This is a genomic window from Rhodococcus sp. 06-221-2 (genome assembly GCF_002258365.1).
In the GTDB taxonomy this organism is placed as follows: Bacteria; Actinomycetota; Actinomycetes; order Mycobacteriales; family Mycobacteriaceae; genus Rhodococcoides; species Rhodococcoides fascians.
Window position 1 is genome coordinate 32,891 of sequence record NZ_NOYJ01000033.1, and the last position, 26,495, is coordinate 59,385.

Consider the following 26,495-nt stretch of genomic DNA (forward strand, 5'->3'; position numbering starts at 1 on the left):
TCAGGGGTTCGAGTGGCCGTCCCACAGGCGTAGCTTCTGTTCGCCCGACGCCGCCGCGATACGGCGCTGTTCCTGAGCGGCGAGCTGAGAGTTGGTCTTGTTCCATACGGCTTTGAGCCAATGGAACGTCAGCACCATCACCGCGATCCACGCAATGACGAGACCGATGCCCGGTCCGCCGCCCTGCAGGTTGTCCGGCACGGTCTGCCGCGTCCAGATCGAGAGCATCCCGTACACCGACGACACCGCACACCCGGCGAGGGCGGCCCAGGCCAGCGCCCAGACGCGGGTGACCAGCGCCAACACCGACATCACCACACCGAACGTCAGCACCAGCACGACGAAAACGCGCGACGGCAGGGCAATCGATTCCGCGGCTGCTGCGTCGCTGCCCGTCAGCACGTCGAAGCCGGTGGCCGATCCGGTGTGCGGCAACGCGAACGTGACCAACAGGACCAGCACCAGCCCGGCCACCACCATGGCTCGCGCTCCCGGATCCAGCTCGGTCATCACCGCCCGCTCGGTTCGTCCGAGTTCCTCGGCGGTTCGCGAGGGTACGACGCGATCGGGTCCATCTGTGTCTGTCATACGGTGCATCCTGTCTGAACCGGAAGCGGTGCCGGGGCACCGATCGAGGGAAGTCCGAGACCGACCCCGATCGGGGCCGTCTTCGGCATGATGCCGCGTTCGTGGGCGTCGCCTGCCGCGGTCCGTCGGTGCGTCAGCACTCCGGCGTCGGCGATCAGGTGGTACGGGGCCGCGGCGGTCAGGGTCGTCGTGACGACGTCGCCCGGGCGAATGTCGCCCGCCCGCTCGGCGTCGACGGCGAAGTGCACCAGTCGGCCGTCCCTGGCGCGTCCGCTCATCCGATGAGTTGCGTTGTTCTTGCGCCCCTCACCGGTGGCGACGAGCAATTCGACCTCGGTGCCGATCAGGGCCTGATTCGCGGCCAGGACGATCTCCTCCTGCAACGCGATCAACCGCAGATACCGTTCCTGTACAACCTCTTTCGGTACCTGATCGGGCATGTCGGCCGCCGGGGTGCCCGGCCGCTTGGAGTACTGGAAGGTGTACGCGTTGGCGAACTTCGCACGCCGCACCACCTCGAGCGTCTGCTCGAAGTCTTCTTCGGTCTCACCGGGGAAACCGACGATGATGTCGGTGGTGATGGCCGCGTGCGGCATGGCCGCGCGAACCTTGTCGATGATGCCGATGAACTTCGTCTGTCGATAGGACCTGCGCATCGCCTTGAGGATTCGGTCCGAGCCGGACTGCAGCGGCATGTGCAGAGTGGGACAGATGTTCGGGGTCGATGCCATCGCCTCGATGACGTCGTCGGTGAACTCGGCCGGATGCGGAGACGTGAACCGCACTCGCTCGAGTCCTTCGATGGATCCGCACGCGGTCAGCAGCGCGGCGAACGCCCCGCGGTCGCGAGGCAGATCGGGGTCGGCGAACGAGGCACCGTAGGCGTTGACGTTCTGCCCCAGCAGCGTCACCTCGAGCACGCCCTGGTCCACCAAAGCCTGTACCTCGGCAAGGATGTCGCCCGGCCTGCGGTCGATCTCCTTGCCGCGCAGCGCCGGAACGATGCAGAACGTGCAGGTGTTGTTGCAGCCCACCGAAATCGATACCCAGCCGGCGTACGCGGACTCCCGCTTGGCCGGCAGGGTGGACGGGAAGGCGTCGAGAGACTCGAGTATCTCGACCTGAGCCTGCTCGTTGTGCCGGGCGCGCTCGAGCAGTACCGGCAGCGACCCGATGTTGTGCGTACCGAAGACCACGTCCACCCACGGAGCCCTGTCCACGACGGTGTTGCGGTCCTTCTGTGCCAGGCAACCGCCGACGGCAATCTGCATGTTGGGGTTTCGCGTCTTCGCAGGCCGGAGCATGCCGAGGTTTCCGTACAGCTTGTTGTCCGCGTTCTCACGTACAGCGCACGTGTTGAACACCACGAGATCTGGGTCGGTACCGGCGTCGGCGGGCACGTAACCGGCCTCTTCGAGCAGCCCGGACAGGCGTTCGGAATCATGAACGTTCATCTGGCAGCCGTGTGTGCGCACCTCGTAGCTGCGGGCACCTGCCGCCGATGGGGCACTGGCCGTCTCGGGGTCGACGCTCCCGCGATCGGTCACGTCCACGGTCGAAAAAACACTCGTTTGCACCTCTTCAGGGTACGTCCATCGCACGGGCGGACACGCCGGGGTCACGGGGCCCTCCGCGGACTGTGCAGGCGCTATGCGCGCCGACAGTAAAGTTTCCATTACATAATCGAAGACTGCGGGCGAAAACGCCGGTCGGCGAGGAAACTACGCATAGGGTTTCCACCTATGACGCACGCCACCGACGCCCCGGCAGCGACACCACCGCCGGGCGCCCCTTCGATGATCTCGCTCAAATCCGTCGACAAGCACTTCGGTGATCTGCACGTACTCAAGGACATCAATCTCGAAGTGCCGGCCGGCCAGGTCGTCATCGTCGTGGGTCCGTCCGGATCCGGCAAGTCGACGCTGTGCCGGACGATCAACCGGTTGGAGCCGATCGATTCCGGTGCCATCGAGGTCGACGGGGATCTACTCCCCGCCGAGGGCAAGGCCCTCGCTGCACTGCGTGCGGATGTCGGCATGGTGTTCCAGTCGTTCAACCTCTTCGCACACAAGACCATTCTGCAGAACGTCATGCTGGCACCGATGAAGGTGAGAAAGCTCAAGAAGGACGAGGCCGAGAAGAGCGCACTGGCTCTGCTCGAACGCGTCGGCATCGCCAACCAGGCAGACAAGTACCCGGCTCAGCTGTCGGGTGGTCAGCAACAGCGCGTGGCCATCGCCCGCTCACTCGCCATGAACCCCAAAGTGATGCTCTTCGACGAGCCCACCTCGGCCCTGGATCCGGAGATGGTCAACGAGGTACTCGACGTCATGACCTCGCTGGCCAAGGAGGGCATGACAATGCTCGTCGTCACCCACGAGATGGGCTTCGCCCGCAAGGCAGGCGACCGAGTCATCTTCATGGCCGACGGTGCCGTAGTCGAGGACACCGACCCGGAGACCTTCTTCAAGTCCCCGAAGTCCGAACGCGCCAAGGACTTCCTCGGCAAGATCCTGGGTCACTGATCAGATTCACCGCTCACCCCATTACGTACGACCAATCCGAAGGACATTCACTGTGAGAATCACCCGACCGCTTCGCCTCGGTGTCGCCATCGCCGCTCTGTCCATCGTCGCCACCGCCTGTGGCGGCGGCGAAGAAGCGCGCACCATCTCGAGCAGCGCCGAGAACGGCAGCCTCATCGTCGGCATCAAGTTCGATCAGCCGGGCCTCGGCCTCCGCAATCCGGACGGCTCGTTCAGCGGCTTCGACGTCGAGGTGGCCAAGTACGTCGCAGGCAAGCTCGGTGTCGACGAGGCGAACATCGAATTCAAGGAATCCCCGTCCGCGCAGCGCGAGACGCTGATCCAGAACGGTGAGGTCGACTACATCGTCGCCACCTACTCCATCACCGACACCCGCAAGGAGAAGGTCGGCTTCGCCGGACCGTACTTCGTAGCAGGTCAGTCGCTCCTGGTGAAGCAGGACAACACCGACATCACCGGTCCCGATTCACTCGAGGGCAAGAAGCTGTGCTCGGTCACCGGTTCCACCCCGGCACAGAACATCGCCGACGAGTACCCGGGAGTCCAGCTTCAGCCGTTCGACACCTACTCCGCCTGCGTCGAAGCACTGCGCAACGGCACCGTGGACGCCGTCACCACCGACGACATCATCCTTGCCGGTTACGCCGCTCAGTCCCCCGGTCAGTTCAAGGTGGTCGGTGAGCCCTTCACCACCGAGAACTACGGCATCGGCCTGAACAAGGACGACACCGACGGACGCAACAAGATCAACGACGCCATCGAAGAGATGGTGACCAGCGGTGCCTGGGAGCAGGCGTTCAACGACACCGTCGGCGCGTCGGGCTACCCGCTGCCGAGCCCGCCCACCGTCGACCGCTACTGATCGACTGCTACTGATCGACCACGCCGTCGTGTTCCGCTCGTCGCGGGCGGGACACGACGGCTCGATCTCGCCGAGCCGTGAGGATCAACAAGCACCGTGAACCTATTGAGCAAGTACGGCGATCAACTGATCGACGCGTTCCTCTCGACCATCTACCTGACGTTGGCATCCCTCGTCGGTGCGTTGGTCATCGGAACGATCATCGCCGCGATGCGCGTATCACCCATTCCGATTGCGCGCGGAATTGCGGCGACGTACGTCACCATCTTTCGTAACACCCCCTTGACCCTGATCATTCTGTTCACCTCGTTCGGGCTATATCAGACAATGGGCGTTTCTCTGGCGTCGGAGTCCTCACCGACGTCACTCGACGACAACAACTTTCGATTGGCAATCCTCGGGCTGAGCATCTACACCGCGTCGTTCGTGGCCGAGTCACTGCGATCGGGCATCAACACCGTCCCGGTGGGGCAGGCCGAAGCGGGCCGCTCGCTGGGAATGACGTTCACCCAGAACATCTCGATCGTCGTTCTTCCTCAGGCGTTCCGCGCGGTGGTCGGCCCGCTGGGAAGCGTCGTGATCGCGTTGACGAAGAACACGACCATCGCATCGGTCATCGGCGTCGCCGAGGCGTCGTTCCTGATGAAGAACATGATCGAGAACGAGGCCGCGATCTTCGTCGTCGGCGGAATCTTCGCGCTCGGCTTCATGATCTTGACGCTCCCGACCGGGTTGCTGTTCGGCTACATCAGCAAGCGATTGGCGGTGTCATGATGAGTGATGCAGTAGCAGTTCTGTACGACGTTCCCGGACCCAAAGCGGTACTGCGATACCGCATTCTGACTGTCGTCGTCGCGGTGATCTCGCTCGGAATCGCATTTCTGATCTACCGCGCCCTCGACTCGAAGGGGCAGCTCACTGCCGAGAAGTGGGACCCGTTCCTCGAATCGACAACGTGGACCACGTATCTGTTGCCCGGTATTCAGGGAACTCTGGTCGCGGCGGCATTGTCGATCGTGTTCGCCCTGATTCTCGGTGCCGTCCTCGGCATCGGCCGCCTCTCGGATCACCGCGCTGTACGAATCGTCAGCGGTGCGATCGTCGAATTGTTCCGTGCAGTTCCCGTGCTGATCCTGATGATCTTCCTGTACGCGGTGTACGCCGATTACGAGGTCTTCAAGGTCAAGTACCTGGCGTTGGCCGCGGTGGTCACCGGCCTCACTCTGTACAACGGATCGGTGATCGCCGAGATCGTACGTGCCGGAGTCAATTCACTGCCTAAGGGTCAGCGCGAAGCCGCCTCGGCGCTGGGCATGCGCAAGAGCCAGGTCATGACCCTGGTACTGCTCCCCCAGGCCGTGACCGCGATGCTGCCCGCCATCATCTCGCAGATGGTGGTGGCACTGAAGGACTCGGCGCTGGGATACATCATCGGGTACGTCGAAGTCGTCCGTTCCGGTCAGCAGGTCGGCGCGTTCTACAGCAACTACCTCCCGTCGCTGATCATCGTCGCCGTCATCATGATCATCATCAACTCGGCGTTGACGAAACTGGCGACCGTGGTCGAGCGGCGTCTGCGATCGCGAAAGCGTAAGGGCGGCACCGCCGCTGTTGTGCCTGCACTCGACGGCGGTCAAGCGGCCTGAGCTCCGCACCGTTCGGCTGCACAGCAGTATGGCCCGCAACACCGATGGTGTTGCGGGCCATACTGTTTCTCGACTACCTGGACTCGATGTGGACGATCACATCGAATCTGGGCCGTCGAAGTCTTCGGTGTCGGCTCCCACGCGATCGAGTTGTTCCTTGACCACGGCGAATGCCATTCCCTGCGAGTAGCCGCGGCGGGCCAGCATCCCGACCAACTTGCGCACCACTTTGTCGCGTTCGGCTCGTGCGTCGGGCCCGTTCGGATCCGGCAGATGCAGCGTTCGGAATCGTTTGCGCACCAACTCCGCAGCACGCTGCCGCTCGTCTTCGGCATCGATCAGATCCAGGGCGTTCACGGCCAGCTCGTTGCTGACGCCTTTGTTCCGCAGCTCCATGCTCAGGGCGCGTTTGCCCTTGCCGGAGTACTTGTGCCGAGATTGAACCCACTGCTCCGCGAACGACTCGTCGTCGACGAGTTTCGCCTTCTCGAGTCGGTCGAGCACTGCGGTGGAGACCTCGTGGGTGAAACCCTTCTTGGCCAAGCTGGCTTCGAGTTCGTGTCTGCTGCGTGCCCGGTCGGTCAGCAGCCGAAGGCAGACGTCTTTCGCCTGCGCTTCGGTGCCGCCGCCGTTGTCTCGCTGCTGCACAGCGAACCCAGGTTAGAAGTCGACCGGAGCAGCTGCGGGCTCCTCTGCGGTGACGTCCGCACCGATCTGCAGCTTCTCCATGATCTTCTTCTCGATTTCGTCACGCACATCGGGATTCTCGAGCATGAACTTACGGGCGTTCTCCTTGCCCTGTCCGAGCTGATCGCCTTCGTAGGTGAACCACGAGCCCGACTTGCGGATGAACCCGTGCTCGACACCCATGTCGATCAACGAGCCTTCACGGCTGATGCCCTTGCCGTAGATGATGTCGAATTCGGCCTGCTTGAAAGGCGGCGCGACCTTGTTCTTGACGACCTTGACACGGGTGCGGTTACCGATGGCCTCGGTTCCGTCCTTCAGCGTCTCGATCCGACGGATGTCCAGACGTACCGAGGCATAGAACTTCAATGCCTTACCACCGGTGGTGGTTTCGGGGGAACCGAACATGACGCCGATCTTTTCGCGCAACTGGTTGATGAAGATCACGGTGGTACCGGAGTTGCTCATGGCACCGGTGATCTTGCGCAGCGCCTGGCTCATCAGACGGGCCTGCAGACCCACGTGACTGTCACCCATCTCGCCTTCGATCTCGGCGCGCGGTACCAGTGCGGCCACCGAGTCGACGACGAGGATGTCGAGGGCACCGGAGCGAATCAACATGTCGGCGATTTCCAGGGCCTGCTCACCGGTGTCGGGCTGCGAGACCAACAGTGCGTCGGTGTCGACACCGAGCTTCTTTGCGTAGTCGGGGTCGAGCGCGTGCTCGGCATCGATGAACGCGGCGATTCCGCCGGCACGCTGAGCGCTGGCCACCGCGTGCAATGCGACGGTGGTCTTACCCGAGGACTCAGGACCGTAGACCTCGATGACTCGGCCGCGGGGCAGACCTCCGATGCCGAGTGCCACGTCGAGCGCGATCGATCCCGTGGGGATGACGGCGATGGGCTGACGGACCTCGTCGCCGAGGCGCATCACCGAGCCCTTACCGAAATTCTTGTCGATCTGCGCGAGTGCGAGATCGAGCGCTTTGTCGCGGTCGTATGCAGCCATCGTGAGCTCCCTGTGTCGTTTCGTTCAGCTGTGTCTGTCGATCAGCTTGTTGGCGGTAACGCTAGAACGGGGTACCGACAAGAAGTTCTTCGAGACCGGCCAGCAACCGTTGACATCAGCATAGGCGAACACGTGTTCGAGTCAACTACCACAGCTTTCGACACGCCGAGCGACTCGAGCCGATGCGGTGGAGCTACCAACGTTCCTTGGGCACATCGAACTCGTAACAGATCGACCGCCATACTTCCCGCGGGTCGACACCGTCTTCGATGGCCTGCGCGCCCGTCCGTCCGATACCGGACAGCACATGATCGGCGAGCAGGGAATTGCCTCGAACGGAGCCGAACTCCTCGGTGAGCAGTTCACGAAATTCGGTCAGACGCACATCGATCAGCCTAACGCCCGCCCTCGGCGTCGCTACCGGCGAGCACCTCGCGGCAGACCGAGACAGGATCCTCGACGTGATGCGCGCCTGCAGCCGCCGAGGTCGCTGCCGCCGCATGACGAGGGTCGGACAGCACGGCGGACACGGCGTCGGCAATTGCACCCGCGGTGGCGGGACGCACCAGTACGGCACTCCCCTGCCGAGCGGCCCGGTTCGCCAGCTCCCATTGATCGCCGCCGCCCGGCACGGTGACCACTGGAACTCCGTGGATGAGCGCCTTGGCCAACATGCCGTGACCACCTCCGCACACCACGACATCGGCGCGGCGCAGCAATTCGTCCTGGCGACCGAGTCCGGCATTCGCCCATTCCGGCACGTCGTCGGGGCCCCCGTCGAGCACCGAGGCCACTACCCGGACGCCTGTGCCGTCCAATCCCTTCAGAGCCATCTCCAACATTCCCTCGGCCCCGGTGAACGCCGTCGACGGGGCCACCATCACCAGCGGCGTATCGCCGGCGGGGACGTCGAGCAATTCGTCGGTGGGCTCCCACAGCAGTGGCCCCACCACATGGGCATCCCTCGGCCAGTCGGGCCGCGGCACTTCGAGTGCGGGAATGGTGGCGATGAGCCGAGCAGCCGGCCCGGGATCGCGTGCGGGGAGTCCGATGCTCACTCGGGCGTCGGCGCGCTGTTGCTGCCCGCGGGCGATAGAGCGCGCCGTCAACGCGCGCATCACCGTATCGCGAAGACGACCCCGAACACCGCGTCCGGGCGCGAGCCCACTTCCGATGGGCGGCAACCCCTTCGATGGCGAATACAGCGGGTGGGGCGAGAGCTCGACCCAGGGAATTCCCAATCGCTCGGCAGCCATTCCGCCTCCGGCCGTGAGAATATCGGAGACCACCAGATCGACGTTCTCGCGATCGAGGTCCGGCAACAGTTCTGTCGCGACAAAGGCTGCGCGCGAATGAATGCGCTGCCCGGCATCGAGATCGTCGTCCTCCGGTCGCGGTAGCAGGCCACCCAGTGGGAGCGTGCGAAGACCGGCCGCTCTGGCGTCGCCGACCCACCGGCTTCCGGTGAACAGGACCGGATCGTCACCCGCCCGCTCGAACAACAGCGACAAGGCGATAGCGGGAAACGCATGTCCTGGGTCCGGGCCGGCCACCACTGCTACTCGCACGCGCTCAGCGTGCCACATCGCCGCGCTGGACGATCACCGATGGTGCCGGGCAGCGGCACCGACGGTCAGGCTTTGTCGGGACGAAGGTAGGCGTCGACGGCGTCCGCCATCTGGCGTACCACCTCGCCACCCGGAACCCGTTCGGACACCATCTCGGCGGACTGGACGGCGGACTGGACCATGAGCAGGACGAGCGTCGCCAGGGTATTCGGATCCCCGTCGCGGATCGACGAATCACGTTGTCCCGCTTCGACAAGACGCGCCACCGCATCGATGATCAACGATTGGCTGGTACCGAGGCGGTGCAGAATGTAGGTCGCGAGCACGTCCGAGTCCGACCGCAGAATCTTGACGAACAGCGGATGCTGCCTTATTCGATCTCCCGCCTGAACCACAGCAACGACGATCTGCTCGCGTCCGGACGCGGTGGCGTCGAAGTCGGGAATCAGGGCAGCGATCTCACGGGTGAGCAGGCTCGACACCACTGCTCGGGTATCGGCCCACCGCCGATACACCGTGGGCCTGCTGACTTTGGCGCGTCGTGCGATCTCGGCGAGGGTCGTGCGCTTGACTCCTCGTTCGAGGATGCACGAGCGTGCGGCGTCGAGAACGGTGTCCTCCACCGACTTCTCGGGTGCTGCCTCCAGGGAGGACTCGACCGAGGCGGGAGTCGACACCTGCTGCTCGATCACAGATCACCCTTCGCACAACGGTCGGAAGTAAAGTACTTCACTCGGAAACATTTCGTGTCGTTACTATACCTCACAGTAACAGCGACACCGTGTTGCACAGTGACCGTCGGCCCGTCCGTCCGTATTCTTCGGTGCCATTGTCGGGTGCCGATCATGCCGCCGACCTGCGCAGGAAACCTCGACCCTGGCAAGCTGATCGAGTGACCGACGAATTCGAGCTTGCATGACGCGATCGGTGACCGTTCTGACCAATCCCACGGCCGGCGGTGGTCGAGCAGTCCACGCAGCACGGCGCGCCGTGACGCGTCTGCGCGAGCGTGAACTCGACGTCTCGACCGTCGAGGGCCGAACGGCGGGTGATGCGCTGGAGTTGTTGAAGCGAGCCGTCGGGTGCGGGACGGATGCCGTCGTTGCCGTGGGCGGCGACGGGGTCGTCAATCTTGCGTTACAGGTGATCGCGGGAACCGACACTCCGCTCGGACTGATTCCTGCGGGCACAGGCAACGATTTGGCCCGGACGCTCGGGGTCCCCCTCGACGATCCCACCCGCGCAGCGGATCTCGTGGTCGACGGAGTCGTGACGTCGATAGATCTCGGTAGGGTCGGGACGCGCTGGTTCGGTACGGTCCTGTCGAGCGGCTTCGATTCACTGGTCACCGAGCGCGCCGGCCGCCTGCAGTGGCTTGCCGGCCCGCTGCGGTACAACGCGGCCATGATATTGCAGTTGGCTGCTCTCCGAACACTCTCGTACACAATAGAATTGGATGACGCCGAGCTGCACCTGGATGCCGTTCTCGTCGCCGTCGGAAATGGCAGCAGCTACGGCGGCGGCATGGCCATCTGCCCGACCGCACGAGTGGACGACGGGCTGTTCGCCATCACTGTCGTCCGGGATGTGAGTCGAACGCGATTGCTTGCGCTGTCGCCGACGTTGTATCGGGGTGCCCACGTCGACCTTCCGGAGGTCGAGGTCTACAGCGCCCGGAACGTGACAGTGCACTGCGACGACATGGTGGCGTACGCAGACGGCGAACGCATCGCAGAATTACCCGTCACGATCGAATGCGTGCCGCGTGCGTTGCGAGTGTTCGTCGGAGCGGATTCCCCACTGCGCACGTAACGCGGTCGGCAGTCAGTATTTCAGCGACGAACGGTCGTGACCGGAGGAGATGGCCTTGTACAGCCACACCAGCCCGAAGACGATGGCCCCGGCCACGACCAACCAGAACAAGCCCTTGATGATGCTGCCCAGCAAGGCAAGTGCGATCCAGACGAGAACGATGAATCCGAGAATTTTCCAGAACATGAACGGCTCCTACCGTGTGACGCGCACCGGGTCGTATCGCGTTATGTCGATACTGGCAGCCGATCACGGCGAACACATCGGGGTGAACCCTGATCTTCTCACCGGTGTCGTGACCGGATTTCGTCGAGTTCGGTGAGCGCGTCGGCCCACCCTTGCAGTCGATCGGTGGCAGACAACAATTCTCGGCGATGAGATTCCACCACGTTCTTCGACGTGGACCCGGCCGGTCCGGTCATCCGTGCTGCAGCGGCGACGAGATCCTCGTACTGATCCACTCCGGCAGCGAGATCGCTTGCCGCAGCCTCGATTCCGGGCCGCAGATGCGTGCGTGTCGACGAGCTTGCCGCTCCCGCACGTTCGAGGGCCGCAATATCGACGGCAACACCTTCCAAGCCCCTCACCGCATCCGAGGCAACGCCGATCATCTCTTCGACGTCCTCGGGGGCGATGGTGCCCGATCGCGCCAGAATTCCGAGCAGCTCGAACAGACTCTGCTCTGCGCCCGCCAATCGTGACATCGGCTCGAAGGCGGCAGATCCACGCTGCGGTAACGAACGCCTGCCGGGCAGTCCCACCGGAACCGGTTGACCTCGCAGTCGCCGCAAACGACCGAAGGCGTACACAGCAGGAACGGCCAAGAGCGCGGCAGAACCACCACCGACGAACAGAGTCCATTCCGGAGCCGACAAGGCTGCGATCCCCGCAGTACTCACCGCAGTGGTCGTCGACGCGGCCCCGAACCTGATACTTCGCCGGCGAGCCCGTCGAATCTTCTTCAGGTGCTTGGCACGTGGGTCCTTACGACGGCCGGCGGCATCGAGCAGTGAGGTTCCTGCGGCCCGCGCTGTCTCGGCCAGAGACCGGACCACCGCTCCGGATTCGGCAACGGCGGCTGTCACAGTCTCCCTGTCCAACGAAACGGCCGGCCGCTTACGCGACCGGCCGGGTTCGTGATTCTTGTTGCTCATGTGTCCGAACTACTGTCTACTCGAACGAACTTCGCGTTCGGTCGATCACGCCTGTGCCGGCGGCTCGGGCGTTGCGTCCGGGGCCTTGGCGATCGACGGCTTGGCGGCGGAATTACCCGTGGGCAGGGAGTCACCGGCCATGGAGGCACGGATCTGCTCGAGCCGGCTGTGACCGGCCATCTGCACAGATGCCTGCTGAACCTCGAGCATCCGTCCGGACACGGAGTTCTGAGCGAGCTCGGCGGAACCGAGCGCGTCTGCGTAGCGACGCTCGATCTTGTCGCGCACCGCATCGAGACTCGGGGTGTTTCCCGGTGCCGACAACGTGCTGTCCATCGAGCGCAGCGATTCGCTGACCTTCTCCTGCATCTTCGCCTGCTCGAGCTGGCTGAGCAGTTTGGTGCGCTCGGCGACCTTCGACTGCAGGGCCATCGCGTTCTGCTCGACGGCTTTCTTGGCCTGTGTGGCAGCCTGCAGAGACTGGTCGTGCAGAACCTTGAGGTCCTCGACGCTCTGCTCGGCAGTCACGAGCTGAGCCGCGAACGCCTCGGCCGCGTTGGTGTACTGCGTGGCCTTCTCGACGTCACCCGCAGTAGCGGCCTGATCGGCCAGCGTCACGGCCTGACGCGCGTTGGCGTTGAGCTTCTCGACCTCGTCCAGCTGCCTGCTGAGCTTCATTTCGAGCTGACGCTGATTGCCGATGACGGACGCCGCCTGCTGAGACAGCGCCTGGTGCTGCCGCTGCGCGTCTTCGATCGCCTGCTGAATCTGAACCTTGGGGTCGGCCTTCTCGTCGATCTTGGAATTGAAGAGGGCCATCATGTATTTCCAGGCCTTGACGAAAGGATTAGCCATGGGGTGGTCCTGCCTCCATCTGTTGCGCCGCGGTGGCCGCGTGCGGGTCGGCTGCTCTCGCAGTGACCGAAATGAACCTGTCAGTGCAGTGAAGTACGGGTGACTCGGTGGGGCCGGCAGCCGACATCGGCTACTCGTTCGATCTTAGGCGGCGGCAAGAGCTCTGGCAGCAGGTGCCGGGATCACGACCCGCGTATCACCGTCGATGCGGGTGGCCACAGCCGATTCGTCGGAACGCACAGCGGCAGTGGATGCATCCGACAGCGTGACGCTCACGTCGCTCATCACATCGGAAAGAGGCACGGCCAGGGCATCGCAGATCGCAGCGAGAAGTTCGCTCGACGCTTCCTTCCGGCCACGTTCCACCTCGGAGAGGTAGCCGAGGCTCACGCGCGCGGTGTTGGAGACTTCACGCAGGGTGCGGCTCTGTGCGACGCGAGTACGCCGCAAACTGTCGCCGAGTGCTTCACGCAATAGCAGCGCCATCTCGCTCCTCCTCGTTGGTGCTGTTGCCGACGACTGTGCCGTCGAGACGACCACGTTCGTATCGTTCGTTCGGAGCCGTCGTAGGGTCAACGTCCCAGCCGGCCCGATTGGTTCCCGACCCTATATGCCCGTCGCCTCCGACACGCGCCGAAGGGGCTCCGACACGGCTGTCGGAACTGCAACTTCCCGCATCGCCTCGTGGACGCCCGTCGAATGCACTCACACCGAGGACACACCCCGGCGCAACCGAATCGCCTGAACCACGTAGTCCAGGCCGGTGTACACGGTCAGCAGAACCGCCAGAGCCATCAGCGCCAGCGCCACTGGATCGACTGCGCTGGGCAGCGGACACAGATACACGCCGATCGCGAATGTCTGGACCAGTGTCTTGACCTTGCCGCCACGACCGGCCGGAATGACTCCGTGACGAATGACGGCGAAACGGACCGCGGTGATGCCTATTTCGCGTACCCCGATGATCGCCGTCACCCACCAGGACAGATCGCCCAACATCGACAGCCCGACAAGGGCAGCGCCGATCAGCGCCTTGTCGGCGATGGGGTCGGCCATCTTCCCGAAATCGGTGACGAGTCCGTACTTGCGGGCGAGTTGGCCGTCGATCCGGTCGGTGATGGCCGCTGCGGCGAAGATCGCCGTCGCCGCCAACCGCCACGAGGTGTCGTGACCGTCTCCGACGAACAGTGCCGCAAGAAAGACCGGAACCAGAGCGATGCGCAGCACGGTCAGCACGTTGGCGATGTTGAGCAGCGGGACGGCGTCCGATCCGCCCGGAGCAGCGTTGCCGTGCGGCAGCCCCGCACTGCGCGAGGCACCGCCGGATGGAACACCGTGGCCCGGCGCTGTCGGGCCGGTCACGAAGCCGCTTCTCGGCCGCGGACCGGACATTCGATGGTGTGTCGGCGTTCGGGCAGCACCGACCCGTCGAGACGGGGACACTGCTCGCTGAACGACACACGGAAAGTTTATCGGTTGCATCGGTGACTACTGTTCACCACATGACTTCTGGGCCGAATCGGGCGAGTCGCGACACTGCCGATCCCGAATCCGACGAGTATTCCGACACCGTGGACGGCACGTCCATCGGCGACGCCACCCTGGTCGTGCGTCGAGCCCGAACCTCCGACATTCCCGAGATCAAGCGGCTGATCGACATCTACGCGGGCCGAATCCTGCTCGAGAAGAACCTGGTGACGCTGTACGAGGCAGTGCAGGAGTTCTGGATTGCCGAGCGCGCAGGCGAAGTCATCGGATGCGGAGCTCTGCACGTGCTCTGGGCGGACCTGGGTGAGGTACGCACGGTGGCAGTCGACCCCGCAGCCAAGGGGCACGGAGCCGGCCACCTGATCGTCGCCAAACTCATCGAGGTGGCACGCGAGCTCGCGCTGCAGAAGGTGTTCGTGCTGACCTTCGAAGTGGATTTCTTCGCCCGGCACGGCTTCTCCGAAATCGAGGGAACGCCCGTCACTGCCGAGGTGTACGCGGAGATGTGCCGGTCCTACGACACCGGCGTCGCAGAGTTTCTCGACCTGAGCTACGTCAAGCCGAACACATTGGGCAACACGCGCATGCTGCTCTCGCTCTGACAGAATTCTCCGGACACCCCTCGAATCCGGAAGTGAGCTCCATGCCCCTGATCGCCGTCACCTACACGTACTCCCCCACGACCACCGAGGGCCGCGACACCCATCGCGCCGCACACCGGGCGTGGCTGGCCGACTTGTTGGAGAAGAAGACGCTCGTCTCCAGTGGCCCGTTCGCCGACGACAGCGGCGCTCTGCTGCTCGTGGACGGCCCGGACGCCGCATCCGTGGAATCACTGTTCGCCCAGGATCCCTTCGCGGTCGAGAACCTCATCGAGTCGGCAGACTTCCACGAATGGACACCGGTGATGGGCGCGTTCACGGCCTGAGTCTGCTCGCCCACCCGTTCTGCGTGAATGGACCATTGCACCGCCCAGACGGCTGCAATGGTCCATTCACGCAGGTGTAGAGCCCGTCAGAACTCCTCGGACGCCGGCTGCTCGTCCGGGTCCCCGCCCTTGATGGACCACAGCAATCCGTCGAGTTCGTCGGGCTTGACGAGTACTTCGCGGGCTTTCGAGCCCTCGCTCGGACCCACGACGCCGCGGTTCTCCATGAGGTCCATCAGTCGTCCTGCCTTGGCGAATCCGACCCGTAGCTTGCGCTGCAGCATCGACGTGGAACCGAACTGGCTGGTGACGACGAGTTCGACGGCTTGCAGCAGCACGTCGAGGTCGTCACCGATGTCGGGGTCGACGTCCTTCTTGTCCGAGACCTTCGCGGCGGTGACGGTGTCGTTGTACTCGGGCTCGGCCTGATTCTTGGCGAAGTCGACGACGGCCGAGATTTCCTCGTCCGTGATGAACGCACCCTGCAGACGCGTCGGCTTGCCCGCACCCATCGGCAGGAACAGCGCGTCGCCCATGCCGATCAATTTTTCGGCTCCGGGCTGATCGAGGATGACTCGCGAGTCGGTCAACGACGACGTGGCGAATGCCAGACGTGAGGGCACGTTCGTCTTGATCAGACCGGTGACGACGTCGACGGACGGACGCTGCGTGGCGAGCACCAGGTGGATACCTGCGGCGCGCGCCTTCTGGGTGATGCGCACGATCGCTTCCTCGACGTCGCGAGGAGCGGTCATCATCAGGTCGGCAAGCTCGTCGACGATGGCCAGGATGTAGGGGTACGGCCGGTAGACGCGTTCGCTGCCCAACGGTGCGGTGATCTCGCCGGACCGCACCTTCTTGTTGAAGTCGTCGATGTGCCGGACCTTGTTGATCTGCATGTCCTGGTAGCGCTGCTCCATCTCCTCGACCAGCCAGGCCAGGGCCGCGGCAGCCTTCTTCGGCTGCGTGATGATCGGCGTGATGAGGTGCGGGATGCCCTCGTACGGCGTCAACTCGACCATCTTCGGGTCGATCAGAATCATCCGGACCTCGTCGGGTGTCGCCCGTGCCAGCAGCGACACGAGCATCGAGTTCACGAAGCTCGATTTACCCGAACCGGTGGATCCCGCCACCAGCAGGTGCGGCATCTTCGCCAGGTTGGCACTGACGAAATCGCCTTCGATGTCCTTGCCGAGGCCGATCACCAGAGGGTGGTGATCCTTGCGGGTCGACGGGGCGGTCAGCACATCGGCCAGGCGGACCATCTCGCGATCCGAGTTCGGCACCTCGATACCGACGGCGGACTTGCCGGGGATCGGGGCGAGCAATCGCACGTTGTCGGTCGCGACCGCGTAGGCGATGTTGCGAGCCAGCGCAGTGATCTTCTCGACCTTGACGCCCGGTCCGAGCTCCACCTCGTAGCGGGTGACCGTCGGTCCGCGGGTGAATCCGGTGACCGCAGCGTCGATCTTGAACTGCTCGAGTACCTCGGAGATGGCCTCGATCATCGCGTCGTTCGCCTGGCTGCGCGTCTTGGGCGGATCGCCGTCGATGAGCAGCGACAACGACGGCAGCGTGTAGTCGCCGTCGACGACGCGATCGACGACGATCTTGTCGTCGTCGGCAGCCGGCTTGGGTTCGGCGGCCTTGACGATCGGCTTGGGCTTCGGCCGCGGGGGCGCGGCAGGCTCGGGCACCGGGACCGGTGCGGCCGCGGCAGGCGTCATGACCTCGGTGGGGGCCTCCGGTGCCGGTGCAGGGGTCTTGCGAGCGCGTGATGGCTTGACGACCGGGATGTACTCCTCGGTCGGGTAGTTGTCGTACGGGTCGGTGGTGCCGTGCACCGGGTATCCGTCGGCGTCGAAGTTCGAGTCGTAGTCGCCGTAGCCCTCGTCGCCGAATTCCGAACCGAAATCGGCCGGGTCGTACTCGTCGTATTCGTCGCCTCGACTATCGGTACCGAACAGTGCCCGCATCCGGTCCGGTACGTCTCGTACCGTGGTGCCGGTGAGCAGCAGCACGCCGAACAGGCCGGCGAGCAGCAGCAACGGTACGGCGAGCCACACCGTCAGGCCGTCGGCGATGGGTCCGCCCGCAACGTAGCCGACGAAGCCCGCTCCCTCGGACCGACCGGTGGCGTCGGTCGGTGACCCCGCCGCCATGTGCCACAGCCCGAGAACGGGCAAGCCCAGCAGTATCGAGCCCAGAACCAGGCGTGGTCTGACCTCGGGGCGAGGCTCCGAACGCATCAGCACGACGGCGATCGCGACCCCCAGCACGGGTGCGACATAGCCGGCGTCGCCGATGACGGCACGGATCCCTACCTCGATCCACTCACCGACCGGGCCGCCGGCACTGAACCACACGCTTGCGGCGACGACGACGCTGACGGCGATGAGCCCAAGGGCGATTCCGTCACGTCGGTGACCGTGCTCGATGTCCGCGGCCTTGCTGACGGTGCGTGTGGTGGCACCGACACCTCGTGCCGCCATCGACCACGTAGACGCGATTCCGCGACCGATCGCGTCGAGCGCACCGCGGGACTTCTTCTTCATGGGGGGCCGCCGCGACGCAGCACCTCTCGCGGGTGCCTTACCGCGAGACGATGCGCTTACCCGCGTGGTCGCCGGGTTGCGCGGTGCGGTGGGCTTCTTCGGTGTCGTGACGGTTCGAGCCGTGCGGCCGGTACCGGACTTACGAGAGGTACCGGACGCGCGCGAGGAGCCGGATCCGCTGGATCCGGCCCTGGCGGTGGAGGTGCTGGTCTTTCCTGCCATGACCCCAGGCTAGTCGCAACAGCCCCGTCGAAACCATCCGCAACACCAGTAACAACGACGGATGTGCGTCAGAAACTCAGGTCGAGCGCCTTCACGGCGGCGACATCGTCCGCCGAGCCTTCGTACACGACCTCTACCTGGTCCCGACCGAACGCATAGAGAAGGAGTTCGGAGGGTTCCCCCACCACCGTCACACCCGGGCCCGAGCCACCCTTGAAGGTGGCCTGTCGGCCGTCCGGGGTGCGGACATGCACCGGAACCGGTGCCGAGCGGTGCCCTGCTCGTCCGATCAACCGCACCTGGGGCCACAGTCGGGACTCGACCGCGCTGGGCAGAACCCGTCGGGTCCAGTTCCCTTCCGCGCGGCGCAGATCCTCGTGATGCACGAACATCTCACCGAGGTTGATCAGCGGATCCAGCAGGGCGAACGGCGACCACATCGGCGGCCCGGTCCGAACGTCCTCGACCACCGACGCGAACGGTCGATTCGCAACGGAACGCTGGACCCGCTCCGTGTATCCGGACAACGGACCGAGAAAGATACCCGGCGACGCATCGAGCCGCCGTTCGCGAACGACGAGGTGCGCGGCCAGATCGGCAGCAGTCCACTTACCGCACAGTGTCGGCGCATCGGGACCGACGTCGAGAAGGGTTCTGACAAGCTGGGAACGTTCATCCTGGGCAAGGCTCACGTACTTCAGGCTACGGCTACACCGAAGGAGCGGCATCCTGCCGGGAGACCGACTCCTTCGTCTGGGTAACCTCCCAACAGTGCCGGTATCGGAAATTCTCGTCATCCTGCTCGCCGGCCTCGGGGCCGGTGCAATCAACGCCGTCGTCGGTTCGGGCACGTTGATCACGTTCCCCACTCTGGTCGCGTTCGGCTATCCCCCGGTGGTCGCCACGATGTCCAACGCCATCGGACTGGTGGCGGGAAGCGTATCGGGTACCTGGGGGTATCGCCGGGAACTTCGCGGGCAATGGCACCGACTGCGTTGGCAGCTTCCCGCCTCTTTCTTCGGCGCACTCGGTGGCGCGTGGCTGCTGTTGCATCTGCCCGAAAAAGTATTCGCCTCTGTCGTTCCGGTGTTGCTCATCGGTGCATTGATTCTCGTTGTCGCACAACCGAAGATCCAGGCCTGGGCCAAACGTCGGTCTGAGGCGGCCGGCAAGGCGGCCGGCCACATCGGCCGCGGCCGCATGGCGCTGGTCACCGTCGGCACTCTGCTGGTCGGCATCTACGGGGGCTATTTCACTGCAGCACAAGGAATCCTGCTCATCGGAGTGATGGGCGCACTGCTCCCCGAATCCATGCAGCGCATGAACGCTGCCAAGAACTTGCTCTCGCTGGTGGTGAATGTCGTTGCAGCAGTTGCTTTCACGATTTTTCGATTCGACGACATCAGCTGGCAGGCCGCCGGTCTGATCGCGGTCGGCTCCCTCATCGGCGGAGCTGTGGGAGCACGCTACGGCCGCCGGCTGTCGCCGGCGGCCCTGCGCGGTGCCATCGTCGTCCTCGGCCTCATCGGCCTGTGGCGACTGCTCGTCTGAACTCTAGGAATGCGGTTGCGGCTTGACCGCGATGATCGTCGGAACGATCATCGGCTTACGCCGATACTTGTCCGCTACCCACCGGCCCACGACGCGGCGGACGGCCTGAGCGATCCGGTGGGTATCGGACACTCCGTCCGAGGCCAGCCGCTGCAGCTCGGCCTCCACCAGCTGGCCGGCCTCCTTCAGGGCCGCCGGGTCGTCGGAGAATCCGCGACCGGACACCTCGGGTGCGGTCACTGCACGGCCGGTGGCCGAATCGACGGCAACGCTGATCGCGATGAAGCCGCCCTCGCCGAGCACCAGACGATCCGACAGCGTCGAATCTCCGACATCGCCGACCGACAAGCCGTCGACGTAGACGTGACCGACTGGGACCTGCCCCACGATCTCGGCGAGCCCGTCGACCATGTCGACAACGACGCCGTCCTCGGCGAGGACGATCCGGTCCTCGGATACGCCGGTCGCCTTCGCCAGAGCCGCATTGGCCCGGAGGTGACGCCACTCGCCGTGTACCGGCATGGCGTTGGTCGGCCGCACTGCGTTGTAGAGGTACAGCAATTCGCCTGCCGATGCGTGACCCGAGACGTGCACCTTCGCGTTCTGCTGCGTCACGACGGTCGCGCCACGCTTGGCGAGGCCGTTGACCACCGCGAACACGGAGTTCTCGTTGCCCGGGATCAGCGACGACGCCAGCACCACGAGATCGTTGGCCTTGACGTTGATCTGACGGTGCTCGCCGCGAGCCATCCTGGACAGCGCCGACAACGGCTCGCCCTGCGAACCGGTGGAGATGAGCACCAACCGGTCGTCCGGGAGCGTCGCGGCGGTATCGACATTCACCTCGAGGCCGTCGGGCACCCGTAGATAACCGAGATCCTGGGCGATCTGCATGTTGCGCACCATGGAACGACCGACGAACGCCACTCGACGGTTGTATCGCTCGGCCACGTCGATGACCTGCTGGATGCGGTGCACGTGACTGGCGAACGACGCGACGATGACGCGCTGCTTCGCCTTGCCGATGACGGTGTCGAGCACTCCGCCGATCTCCCGTTCCGGCGTGACGAATCCGGGCACCTCGGCATTGGTGGAGTCGACCAGGAAGAGGTCAACGCCCTCGTCACCGAGCCGTGAGAAACCGGCCAGGTCTGTCAGACGACCGTCGAGCGGCAGCTGATCGAGCTTGATGTCTCCGGTGTGCAGCACCAGACCGGCATCGGTCCTGATGGCGATGGCCAGAGCATCGGGGATCGAGTGATTCACCGCGAAGTACTCACAGTCGAACGGCCCGTGCTGTGTGTGTTGACCCTCGATCACCTCGACGAGATTCGGCCGCAGCCGGTGCTCACGGCACTTGGCCGCGACCAGCGCGAGGGTGAACTTCGATCCGACGACGGGCAGGTCGGGACGCAGTCGAAGCAAGAACGGGACTGCGCCGATGTGGTCCTCGTGACCGTGCGTCAGCACCACCGCCTCGACATCGGCCATGCGGTTCTCGATGTGCCTGAAGTCGGGCAGGATCAGGTCGACGCCCGGCTGCTGGTCCTCGGGGAACAGGACGCCACAGTCGATGATCAGCATCTTGCCCTGATGCTCGAAGACAGTCATGTTGCGACCGATTTCGCCGATTCCGCCGAGCGCGACCACTCGTAGGCCCTTGAACGGAGCCTTCGGCGGTGTGCCGAGACGCTCGGTCGGGTCGAACTCACGACGCTTGTCGGGACGCTGCGTCCGAGCGGAATTCTGCACCATCGGCTTGCCCTGGCGGGCACCCGAAGGTTGGCCCTGCTTGGGAGCGGGACGCTCGGACGGCGGTCCGGCGTTTCGGGTTGCGCGTCCGCGCGATCTGTTAGGTCGTGTCATACAAGAACTCCTGCCGCCCGCAGCTCGGCTGCGAGCAATTCGATGTGATCGATGCTCGGTGGCACCTGGGGAAGTCGTGGTTCGCCGACATCGAGTCCGATGAGGCGCAGGCCTGCCTTCGATGCGCTGACGCCGCCGAGGCGTGCCACCGAACGGATGACCGGGATGAGGCTGACGTTGATCGCTTGGGCGCGGGCGATGTCGCCCATCATGAATGCGGTGTGGAGTTCGCGCAGACGGGCCGGAACGAGGTGCCCGATGACGCTGACGAACCCGGTGGCACCGACCGAGAGCCAGGGCAGGTTCAGCGGGTCGTCGCCGGAGTAGAACTGCAGACCGGTCGACGCGATCAGCTCGGCACCGGCGTTGAGATCGCCCTTCGCATCCTTGACGGCAAGGATGCGGGGGTGCTCGGCGAGCCGACGCAACGTTTCGGTCTCGATGGGGACGACCGATCGAGGCGGAATGTCGTAGAGCATCACTGGCAGATCGGTGGCGTTGGCGACCGCAGTGAAGTGGGCGTAGAGGCCCGCCTGCGGTGGCCTGGAGTAGTACGGGGTGACCACGAGCAGGCCGTGCGCACCGGCGCGAGCGGCATCACGGGCCAGTTCGACACTGTGTGCGGTGTCGTTGCTCCCGGCCCCGGCGATGATCCGAGCCCGATGTCCGACAGCCGCGATCACGGCGCGCAACAGCTCGAGCTTCTCGTTCTCGGTGGTGGTGGGCGACTCACCCGTCGTCCCGGCCAGCACCAGCCCGTCGTTTCCCTGTTCGACGAGATGATGCGCGAGCCGAACGCCTGCGTCGATATCCAACTTCCCGTCGGCCGTGAACGGGGTCACCATTGCGGTGAGCACCGTACCGAACACAGGCGCAACGGAAGGAGCGGCGTCACCGTAGGTCATGGCAGCAGATTACCCGGTGCTTTACCCACTCCTACGCAGCGGGACTCCCCGCTGACACCGGTGGTCCGCGCCGGTCCGTTCGAGCCTCGAACGCGATTCCTAGACCTCGGTGACGAAGGGGCTGCGTGCGACTTCCGTTCCGTCCGGCTGGGTCGTGATCTCGAAGTCGCCGAACACGTCGGGTGCCACGTCCACGAGCTTACGCAGACATTCGACGGCGACGCGGCGGATTTCGACGTCCGCGTGCTCCGAGGCCCGCATCGACACGAAATGCCGCCAAGCGCGATAGTTCCCACTCACCACCACGCGGGTCTCGGTCGCGTTCGGCAGAACCGATCTCGCGGCCTGCCGCGCCTGCTTGCCCCGCAAGGCAGCATTGGTGACCGACTCCAGTTTGCCGTCGAGGGCAGCGAGCAACTCGCTGTACGCGGCCCGACTCGCCTCTGTCGCCGATGCGAACAGGGCCTCGAGCTCGGGATCGCCCTCCACGGCCGGCGGAAGCACCACGTTGGCATCGTGTTCGGGCACGAAGCGCTGCGACAGCTGCGAGTACGAGAAATGTCGATGCCGAATCAACTCGTGTGTGCACGACCGAGAGATACCGGTGATGTAGAAGCTCACGCTCGCGTGCTCGAGCACCGACAGGTGTCCGACGTCGAGCAGATGACGCAGATACGACGCATTGGTCGCAGTGCGAGGGTTCGGTTTCGACCAACTCTGGTAACACGCTCTGCCTGCGAATTCCACCAACGCCTGCCCACCGTCCGCGTCGGTCTCCCACGGGATGTCGGCGGGTGGGACGAACTCGGTTCGGGCCACCAACTGCACGTTCAGCGCGACTGTTCGAGGCGCAGCTCGACCTCTGATTTCTGACGACACCGCCCAACCCTAAACGGCGACGACCGCACCCTGCCGCGCACGACGCCACCGCTGATGCCTTCGTGACGTCGAGCTGACATCACCCGCCGCCTTGACTGACGCCATTTATGACGTCACACTGGCGTCATGGAACTGAGCCAGTACACCGACACTCTGCGCACCGATTTGATGGCCGCGGCGGCGTTGGGCGATGAACACACCCGGCAGACAGCCGAGGCCCTCGGCAAGACCGCGGAAGCGTCGGCGCGGTTGATGCTGCTGACCGCCCTGTCGGACTTCGCGGCCGAGGTGTCGAACGCACTGGACGATCGAACCGTGGTCGTCCGCCTGGACGGTGGACAGGCACACGCAGACGTTCGACGCAACGATTCGACATCGGACCACGCCAGCGAGCCGAAAGAGCCTGTTGCCGAGGAGTATCCGACCATGGACGACGTCTCGGGCGAGGTACGACGCGTCACGCTCCGACTCGTCGAGCAGATCAAGGAACGAGCCGAGGACGCAGCGAACAACAGCGGGGTGTCCCTGAACTCGTGGCTCTCCCAAGCAGTTCAGGGCGCGCTACGAGATCAGATGCGCAAGGACCGCGGTTGGAACAACTGAGGGCTCTCTCCCCTGTTTCTTCACGCGCCTCTACTTCTTCTCTCTCCACTGTCGCTCGAACGGCAGCCGCCAGGCATGCGGCGCGATGAGTTGATGAATTGCGTTGGGGCCCCACGACCCCGGTGAGTACAGGCGCACCGGCGGTGGATCGGCCAGCAACGGCTCCGATACCTGCCACAGTCGTTCGATACCCTCCGCCGTCGTGAACAGGGTGTGGTCGCCGTACATGGCGTCGAGGATCAACCGCTCGTAGGCCTCGAGCACGTCGCCGGCGCGTTCGGTTTCGTGAGTGGCGAACTGCATGCTCAGTTTGTCCAGCCGCATCCCGGGCCCGGGCCGCTTGCCGTAGAACGACAGCGACACCTTGGATGCGTCCGCCAGGTCGAAGGTGAGGTGGTCGGGACCTTGCGCTCCGACGCCCGAACCGGCAGGGAACATGCTCTTCGGTGGCTCTCGGAACGCTATCGAAATGATGCGTTGGCCTTCGGCGAGACGTTTCCCGCTACGGAGGTAGAACGGCACACCGGCCCAGCGCCAGTTGTCTATTTCGCATTTCAGTGCCACGAACGTGTCGGTGTCGGAATCGGGGGCGACACCTTCCTCCGAGCGGTAGCCCGTATATTGTCCGCGCACAACATTTTTCGGGTCCAGCGGGACCATCGATCGAAACACCTTGTTCTTCTCTTCACCGATCGCACGCGGTTCGAGTGCCGTCGGCGGTTCCATCGCCATGAACGCGAGCACCTGGAACAGGTGAGTGACGACCATGTCCTTGTACGCACCGGTGGACTCGTAGAACCCGGCCCGACCGTCGAGGGCGAGCTCCTCCGGGATGTCGATCTGAACGTGATCGATGAAGTTGCGGTTCCAGATCGGCTCGAACAGCCCGTTGGCGAAACGGAACGCCAGGATGTTCTGCGCCGGTTCCTTGCCGAGGAAGTGATCGATTCGATAGATCTGTTCTTCGTCGAAGGTCTCGTGCAGGCGAGCGTTCAGGTCGATTGCGCTCTGCAGATCGGTTCCGAACGGCTTCTCCATGATGATGCGCGATCGCTTGACCAGGTCTGCGGAGGCGAGCGTATCCACAACGGCCAGTGCAGCTCTCGGCGGAACCGACAGGTAGTGCAACCGCCTGGCGTTGCCTCCGAGTTCGATCTCGGCCTCGGCTACCGCGGCACCCAGCGCCGCCGGCCCGGCTTTCTGCGAGACGTACGTCAGCCGCGACGCGAACTGCCGCCACTGTTCGTCGCCGACTTTGCGGCTGGAGTACGCATTGATCGATTCGCGAGCGAGGGCGCGAAATTCGTCGGTGGACATCTCCTCGAGCGAGGTACCCACCACGCGGATGTTCGGTGCCAGCTCGGACAGCGCCAAGTGCATCATCCCGGAGAGCAATTTCCGTTTGGCCAGATCCCCGGTCGCCCCGAACAGGACGACGACCTGGGGTGGGAGTTCGGTGTCGATGCCTGTCGGAAAAGTGGTCATGCTCGAAAATACTGGCATCGATCCGGATCGAGCGCACGCCGGATCATGTCATCGCAGCGCAGCGACGAGATCACCTCGGGTACCCACCACCACGCGTTCGAGTTCGAGCCACTCCGCCATCTCGTGCAGGACGTCGCGCAACCGGGGTGCGATGTCGCGTGGATCGCGGTCGCCTTCGACGTACGCCGCTATGACGTGTAGTTCCGAGTTGGCCCGCACGGCCTTGAGATCGACGCGCGCCACGAGATGGCCGTCCAGCAGGAAGGGAAATACGTAGTACCCGTGAATTCGCTTGTGCTGCGGGGTGTATATCTCGATGCGATAGTGGAAATCGAAGATTCTCTCCACACGCGGCCGATAGAAGATCATCGGATCGAACGGGCACAACAGGGTTGCGACGGTGGCAGTCCTCGGTGTTCTGGCGTCGCGGTGCACATAGGCCGGCGCGTTCCACCCTCGGACGGATACCTGCTCCAGGACGCCGTCTTCCACGAGGTCGGCGATTGCGGCCTTGGACTGCTTCTGGGAGAGCCGATAGTAGTCCCGCAGATCCGGCTCGGTGCCGATTCCCAGTGCACGAGAGGACTTTTCGATCAGGGCCCGCACCGCATCCGCTTCGTCGACCTGCCTGCGGAGAACAGCGTCGGGAAGCACCTGTTCGCTGAGCTCGTACTGCCGAACGAACCCGGACCGTGCCGGCACGCTGACCACTCCGGCAGCGAAGAGTTGCTCGCACACGACCTTGACGTCGCTTCGATCCCACCAGGGACCCTTGCGCCCGGGCTTCTCGACGTCGAGATGCTTCTCGATCTCACCCGCACTGGCCGCGCCGTGCTCTGCGATCACGGCGAGAACATCGTCCACCAGTGTGGGTTCACGATCGAGAATGCGGGCGGCTCCACCCCATCGACCGTGTCGGTACAACTCCATACGCCACCGCATCAGCGGCCAGTCCTCCACCGGGAGCAACGCTGCCTCGTGCGCCCAGTATTCGACCAACCGCCTCGGGCGTCGGGTGGTGTCGGTCCAGGCGGCGTCGTCGAGGATTTTTCTGTCGTAGGCACCGACGCGACTGAACACCGGCGCGTAGTGCGCGCGCACCACCACCGACACCGAATCGATCTGCAACAACCCGGTGGTGTCGATGGCTCCGTGCACCGCGCTCTTGCTCGCCGGCCGCGTGCGCGATCGGGCCGACGCCAGTCCTTGGGCGGCCAAGGCGGTGCGGCGCGCCATGGCAGCGCTCATGTCTCGCATCGGGCCACCCTGTCACGATCCACCGAC

28 protein-coding genes are annotated in these 26,495 nt (G+C 64.4%); 9 read left to right on the forward strand and 19 right to left on the reverse strand.

All coding sequences use genetic code 11. The features are described from left to right. Positions 1–588 carry an Rv2732c family membrane protein gene (locus CH281_RS19595; protein ID WP_027496841.1) on the reverse strand — a complete coding sequence of 196 codons (588 nt, stop codon included), beginning with the start codon at positions 586–588 and terminating at the stop codon, positions 1–3. Next, complete coding sequence (gene miaB, locus CH281_RS19600) at positions 585–2,135, reverse strand: tRNA (N6-isopentenyl adenosine(37)-C2)-methylthiotransferase MiaB (protein ID WP_080733175.1); 1,551 nt, start codon at positions 2,133–2,135, stop codon at positions 585–587. The genes CH281_RS19595 and miaB overlap by 4 nt, the downstream gene beginning before the upstream one ends. A 249-nt stretch (positions 2,136–2,384) precedes the next feature. On the opposite strand from miaB, the gene CH281_RS19605 reads away from it, so the two are divergent. From CH281_RS19605 to CH281_RS19620, 4 genes are all read left to right on the forward strand, one after another. Then, positions 2,385–3,113 carry an amino acid ABC transporter ATP-binding protein gene (locus CH281_RS19605; protein ID WP_174557262.1) on the forward strand — a complete coding sequence of 243 codons (729 nt, stop codon included), beginning with the start codon at positions 2,385–2,387 and terminating at the stop codon, positions 3,111–3,113. A gap of 52 nt (positions 3,114–3,165) precedes the next feature. After that, the gene (locus CH281_RS19610) at positions 3,166–3,996 is read left to right on the forward strand and encodes a glutamate ABC transporter substrate-binding protein (RefSeq protein ID WP_027496838.1); all 831 of its coding nucleotides are present in this window, start codon (positions 3,166–3,168) and stop codon (positions 3,994–3,996) included. Positions 3,997–4,092: 96 nt separating this feature from the next. Next, entirely contained in the window at positions 4,093–4,770 is a 678-nt protein-coding gene (locus CH281_RS19615) for an amino acid ABC transporter permease (protein WP_027496837.1), read from the forward strand. Then, positions 4,770–5,642 carry an amino acid ABC transporter permease gene (locus tag CH281_RS19620; RefSeq protein ID WP_027496836.1) on the forward strand — a complete coding sequence of 291 codons (873 nt, stop codon included), beginning with the start codon at positions 4,770–4,772 and terminating at the stop codon, positions 5,640–5,642. The genes CH281_RS19615 and CH281_RS19620 overlap by 1 nt, the downstream gene beginning before the upstream one ends. A gap of 96 nt (positions 5,643–5,738) precedes the next feature. Here CH281_RS19620 and CH281_RS19625 read toward each other — a convergent pair whose 3' ends face one another. The 5 genes from CH281_RS19625 to CH281_RS19645 form a co-directional block, all read right to left on the reverse strand. Continuing rightward, positions 5,739–6,290, reverse strand: a complete 552-nt coding sequence (locus CH281_RS19625; RefSeq protein WP_032407084.1) for a regulatory protein RecX — start codon at positions 6,288–6,290, stop codon at positions 5,739–5,741. 12 nt (positions 6,291–6,302) lie between these two features. Next, entirely contained in the window at positions 6,303–7,340 is a 1,038-nt protein-coding gene (gene recA, locus CH281_RS19630) for a recombinase RecA (protein WP_027496834.1), read from the reverse strand. Between the two features lie 193 nt (positions 7,341–7,533). After that, positions 7,534–7,725: a DUF3046 domain-containing protein gene (locus CH281_RS19635; RefSeq protein ID WP_027496833.1), complete on the reverse strand. Its 192-nt coding sequence runs from the start codon at positions 7,723–7,725 to the stop codon at positions 7,534–7,536. A 10-nt stretch (positions 7,726–7,735) separates the two neighbouring features. Then, positions 7,736–8,908, reverse strand: a complete 1,173-nt coding sequence (locus CH281_RS19640) for a glycosyltransferase (RefSeq protein ID WP_032407123.1) — start codon at positions 8,906–8,908, stop codon at positions 7,736–7,738. A gap of 65 nt (positions 8,909–8,973) precedes the next feature. Then, positions 8,974–9,555, reverse strand: a complete 582-nt coding sequence (locus CH281_RS19645; protein WP_032372827.1) for a TetR/AcrR family transcriptional regulator — start codon at positions 9,553–9,555, stop codon at positions 8,974–8,976. Positions 9,556–9,823: 268 nt separating this feature from the next. On the opposite strand from CH281_RS19645, the gene CH281_RS19650 reads away from it, so the two are divergent. Beyond that, positions 9,824–10,720, forward strand: a complete 897-nt coding sequence (locus CH281_RS19650; RefSeq protein ID WP_027496830.1) for a diacylglycerol kinase — start codon at positions 9,824–9,826, stop codon at positions 10,718–10,720. A 12-nt stretch (positions 10,721–10,732) separates the two neighbouring features. Here CH281_RS19650 and CH281_RS26970 read toward each other — a convergent pair whose 3' ends face one another. The 5 genes from CH281_RS26970 to pgsA all read right to left on the reverse strand — a co-directional run bounded on the left by CH281_RS26970 (position 10,733) and on the right by pgsA (position 14,121). After that, entirely contained in the window at positions 10,733–10,906 is a 174-nt protein-coding gene (locus tag CH281_RS26970; protein WP_027496829.1) for a hypothetical protein, read from the reverse strand. A gap of 98 nt (positions 10,907–11,004) precedes the next feature. Then, the gene (pspM, locus tag CH281_RS19655) at positions 11,005–11,874 is read right to left on the reverse strand and encodes a phage shock envelope stress response protein PspM (protein ID WP_236253812.1); all 870 of its coding nucleotides are present in this window, start codon (positions 11,872–11,874) and stop codon (positions 11,005–11,007) included. 45 nt (positions 11,875–11,919) lie between these two features. Then, positions 11,920–12,729: a PspA/IM30 family protein gene (locus CH281_RS19660; protein WP_027496827.1), complete on the reverse strand. Its 810-nt coding sequence runs from the start codon at positions 12,727–12,729 to the stop codon at positions 11,920–11,922. A 144-nt stretch (positions 12,730–12,873) separates the two neighbouring features. Next, positions 12,874–13,215 carry a helix-turn-helix domain-containing protein gene (locus CH281_RS19665; RefSeq protein ID WP_032407083.1) on the reverse strand — a complete coding sequence of 114 codons (342 nt, stop codon included), beginning with the start codon at positions 13,213–13,215 and terminating at the stop codon, positions 12,874–12,876. Positions 13,216–13,434: 219 nt separating this feature from the next. Continuing rightward, positions 13,435–14,121 (reverse strand): CDP-diacylglycerol--glycerol-3-phosphate 3-phosphatidyltransferase, encoded by a 687-nt coding sequence (gene pgsA, locus CH281_RS19670; protein ID WP_370878690.1) that lies wholly within the window; start codon positions 14,119–14,121, stop codon positions 13,435–13,437. Positions 14,122–14,231: 110 nt separating this feature from the next. On the opposite strand from pgsA, the gene CH281_RS19675 reads away from it, so the two are divergent. Beyond that, the gene (locus CH281_RS19675; RefSeq protein WP_228139205.1) at positions 14,232–14,819 is read left to right on the forward strand and encodes an amino-acid N-acetyltransferase; all 588 of its coding nucleotides are present in this window, start codon (positions 14,232–14,234) and stop codon (positions 14,817–14,819) included. Between the two features lie 41 nt (positions 14,820–14,860). Then, entirely contained in the window at positions 14,861–15,145 is a 285-nt protein-coding gene (locus tag CH281_RS19680; RefSeq protein WP_027496823.1) for a YciI family protein, read from the forward strand. Between the two features lie 86 nt (positions 15,146–15,231). Here the strand turns inward: CH281_RS19680 and CH281_RS19685 are convergent, their stop codons facing one another. Continuing rightward, the gene (locus CH281_RS19685; protein WP_174557253.1) at positions 15,232–17,922 is read right to left on the reverse strand and encodes a DNA translocase FtsK; all 2,691 of its coding nucleotides are present in this window, start codon (positions 17,920–17,922) and stop codon (positions 15,232–15,234) included. A 68-nt stretch (positions 17,923–17,990) separates the two neighbouring features. Then, positions 17,991–18,614, reverse strand: coding sequence for a TIGR03085 family metal-binding protein (locus CH281_RS19690; RefSeq protein WP_032391498.1), 624 nt, complete (start codon positions 18,612–18,614; stop codon positions 17,991–17,993). Between the two features lie 79 nt (positions 18,615–18,693). Between CH281_RS19690 and CH281_RS19695 the strand changes: the two genes are divergently transcribed. Next, positions 18,694–19,473, forward strand: coding sequence for a sulfite exporter TauE/SafE family protein (locus tag CH281_RS19695; RefSeq protein WP_032366467.1), 780 nt, complete (start codon positions 18,694–18,696; stop codon positions 19,471–19,473). A 3-nt stretch (positions 19,474–19,476) separates the two neighbouring features. Here CH281_RS19695 and CH281_RS19700 read toward each other — a convergent pair whose 3' ends face one another. The 3 genes from CH281_RS19700 to thyX form a co-directional block, all read right to left on the reverse strand. Next, positions 19,477–21,228: a ribonuclease J gene (locus tag CH281_RS19700; protein ID WP_032391499.1), complete on the reverse strand. Its 1,752-nt coding sequence runs from the start codon at positions 21,226–21,228 to the stop codon at positions 19,477–19,479. 107 nt (positions 21,229–21,335) lie between these two features. Then, positions 21,336–22,244, reverse strand: coding sequence for a 4-hydroxy-tetrahydrodipicolinate synthase (gene dapA, locus CH281_RS19705; RefSeq protein WP_027496818.1), 909 nt, complete (start codon positions 22,242–22,244; stop codon positions 21,336–21,338). A 99-nt stretch (positions 22,245–22,343) separates the two neighbouring features. Beyond that, positions 22,344–23,123 carry an FAD-dependent thymidylate synthase gene (gene thyX / locus CH281_RS19710; RefSeq protein WP_228139203.1) on the reverse strand — a complete coding sequence of 260 codons (780 nt, stop codon included), beginning with the start codon at positions 23,121–23,123 and terminating at the stop codon, positions 22,344–22,346. Positions 23,124–23,249: 126 nt separating this feature from the next. On the opposite strand from thyX, the gene CH281_RS19715 reads away from it, so the two are divergent. Continuing rightward, complete coding sequence (locus tag CH281_RS19715) at positions 23,250–23,726, forward strand: hypothetical protein (protein ID WP_032366465.1); 477 nt, start codon at positions 23,250–23,252, stop codon at positions 23,724–23,726. Positions 23,727–23,756: 30 nt separating this feature from the next. On the opposite strand, the gene zwf is transcribed toward CH281_RS19715, so the two are convergent. Both zwf and CH281_RS19725 read right to left on the reverse strand, forming a co-directional pair. Next, complete coding sequence (gene zwf / locus CH281_RS19720; protein WP_027496815.1) at positions 23,757–25,211, reverse strand: glucose-6-phosphate dehydrogenase; 1,455 nt, start codon at positions 25,209–25,211, stop codon at positions 23,757–23,759. Between the two features lie 48 nt (positions 25,212–25,259). After that, the gene (locus CH281_RS19725; protein ID WP_032366464.1) at positions 25,260–26,468 is read right to left on the reverse strand and encodes a winged helix-turn-helix domain-containing protein; all 1,209 of its coding nucleotides are present in this window, start codon (positions 26,466–26,468) and stop codon (positions 25,260–25,262) included. Between the last annotated feature and the right edge of the window lie 27 nt (positions 26,469–26,495).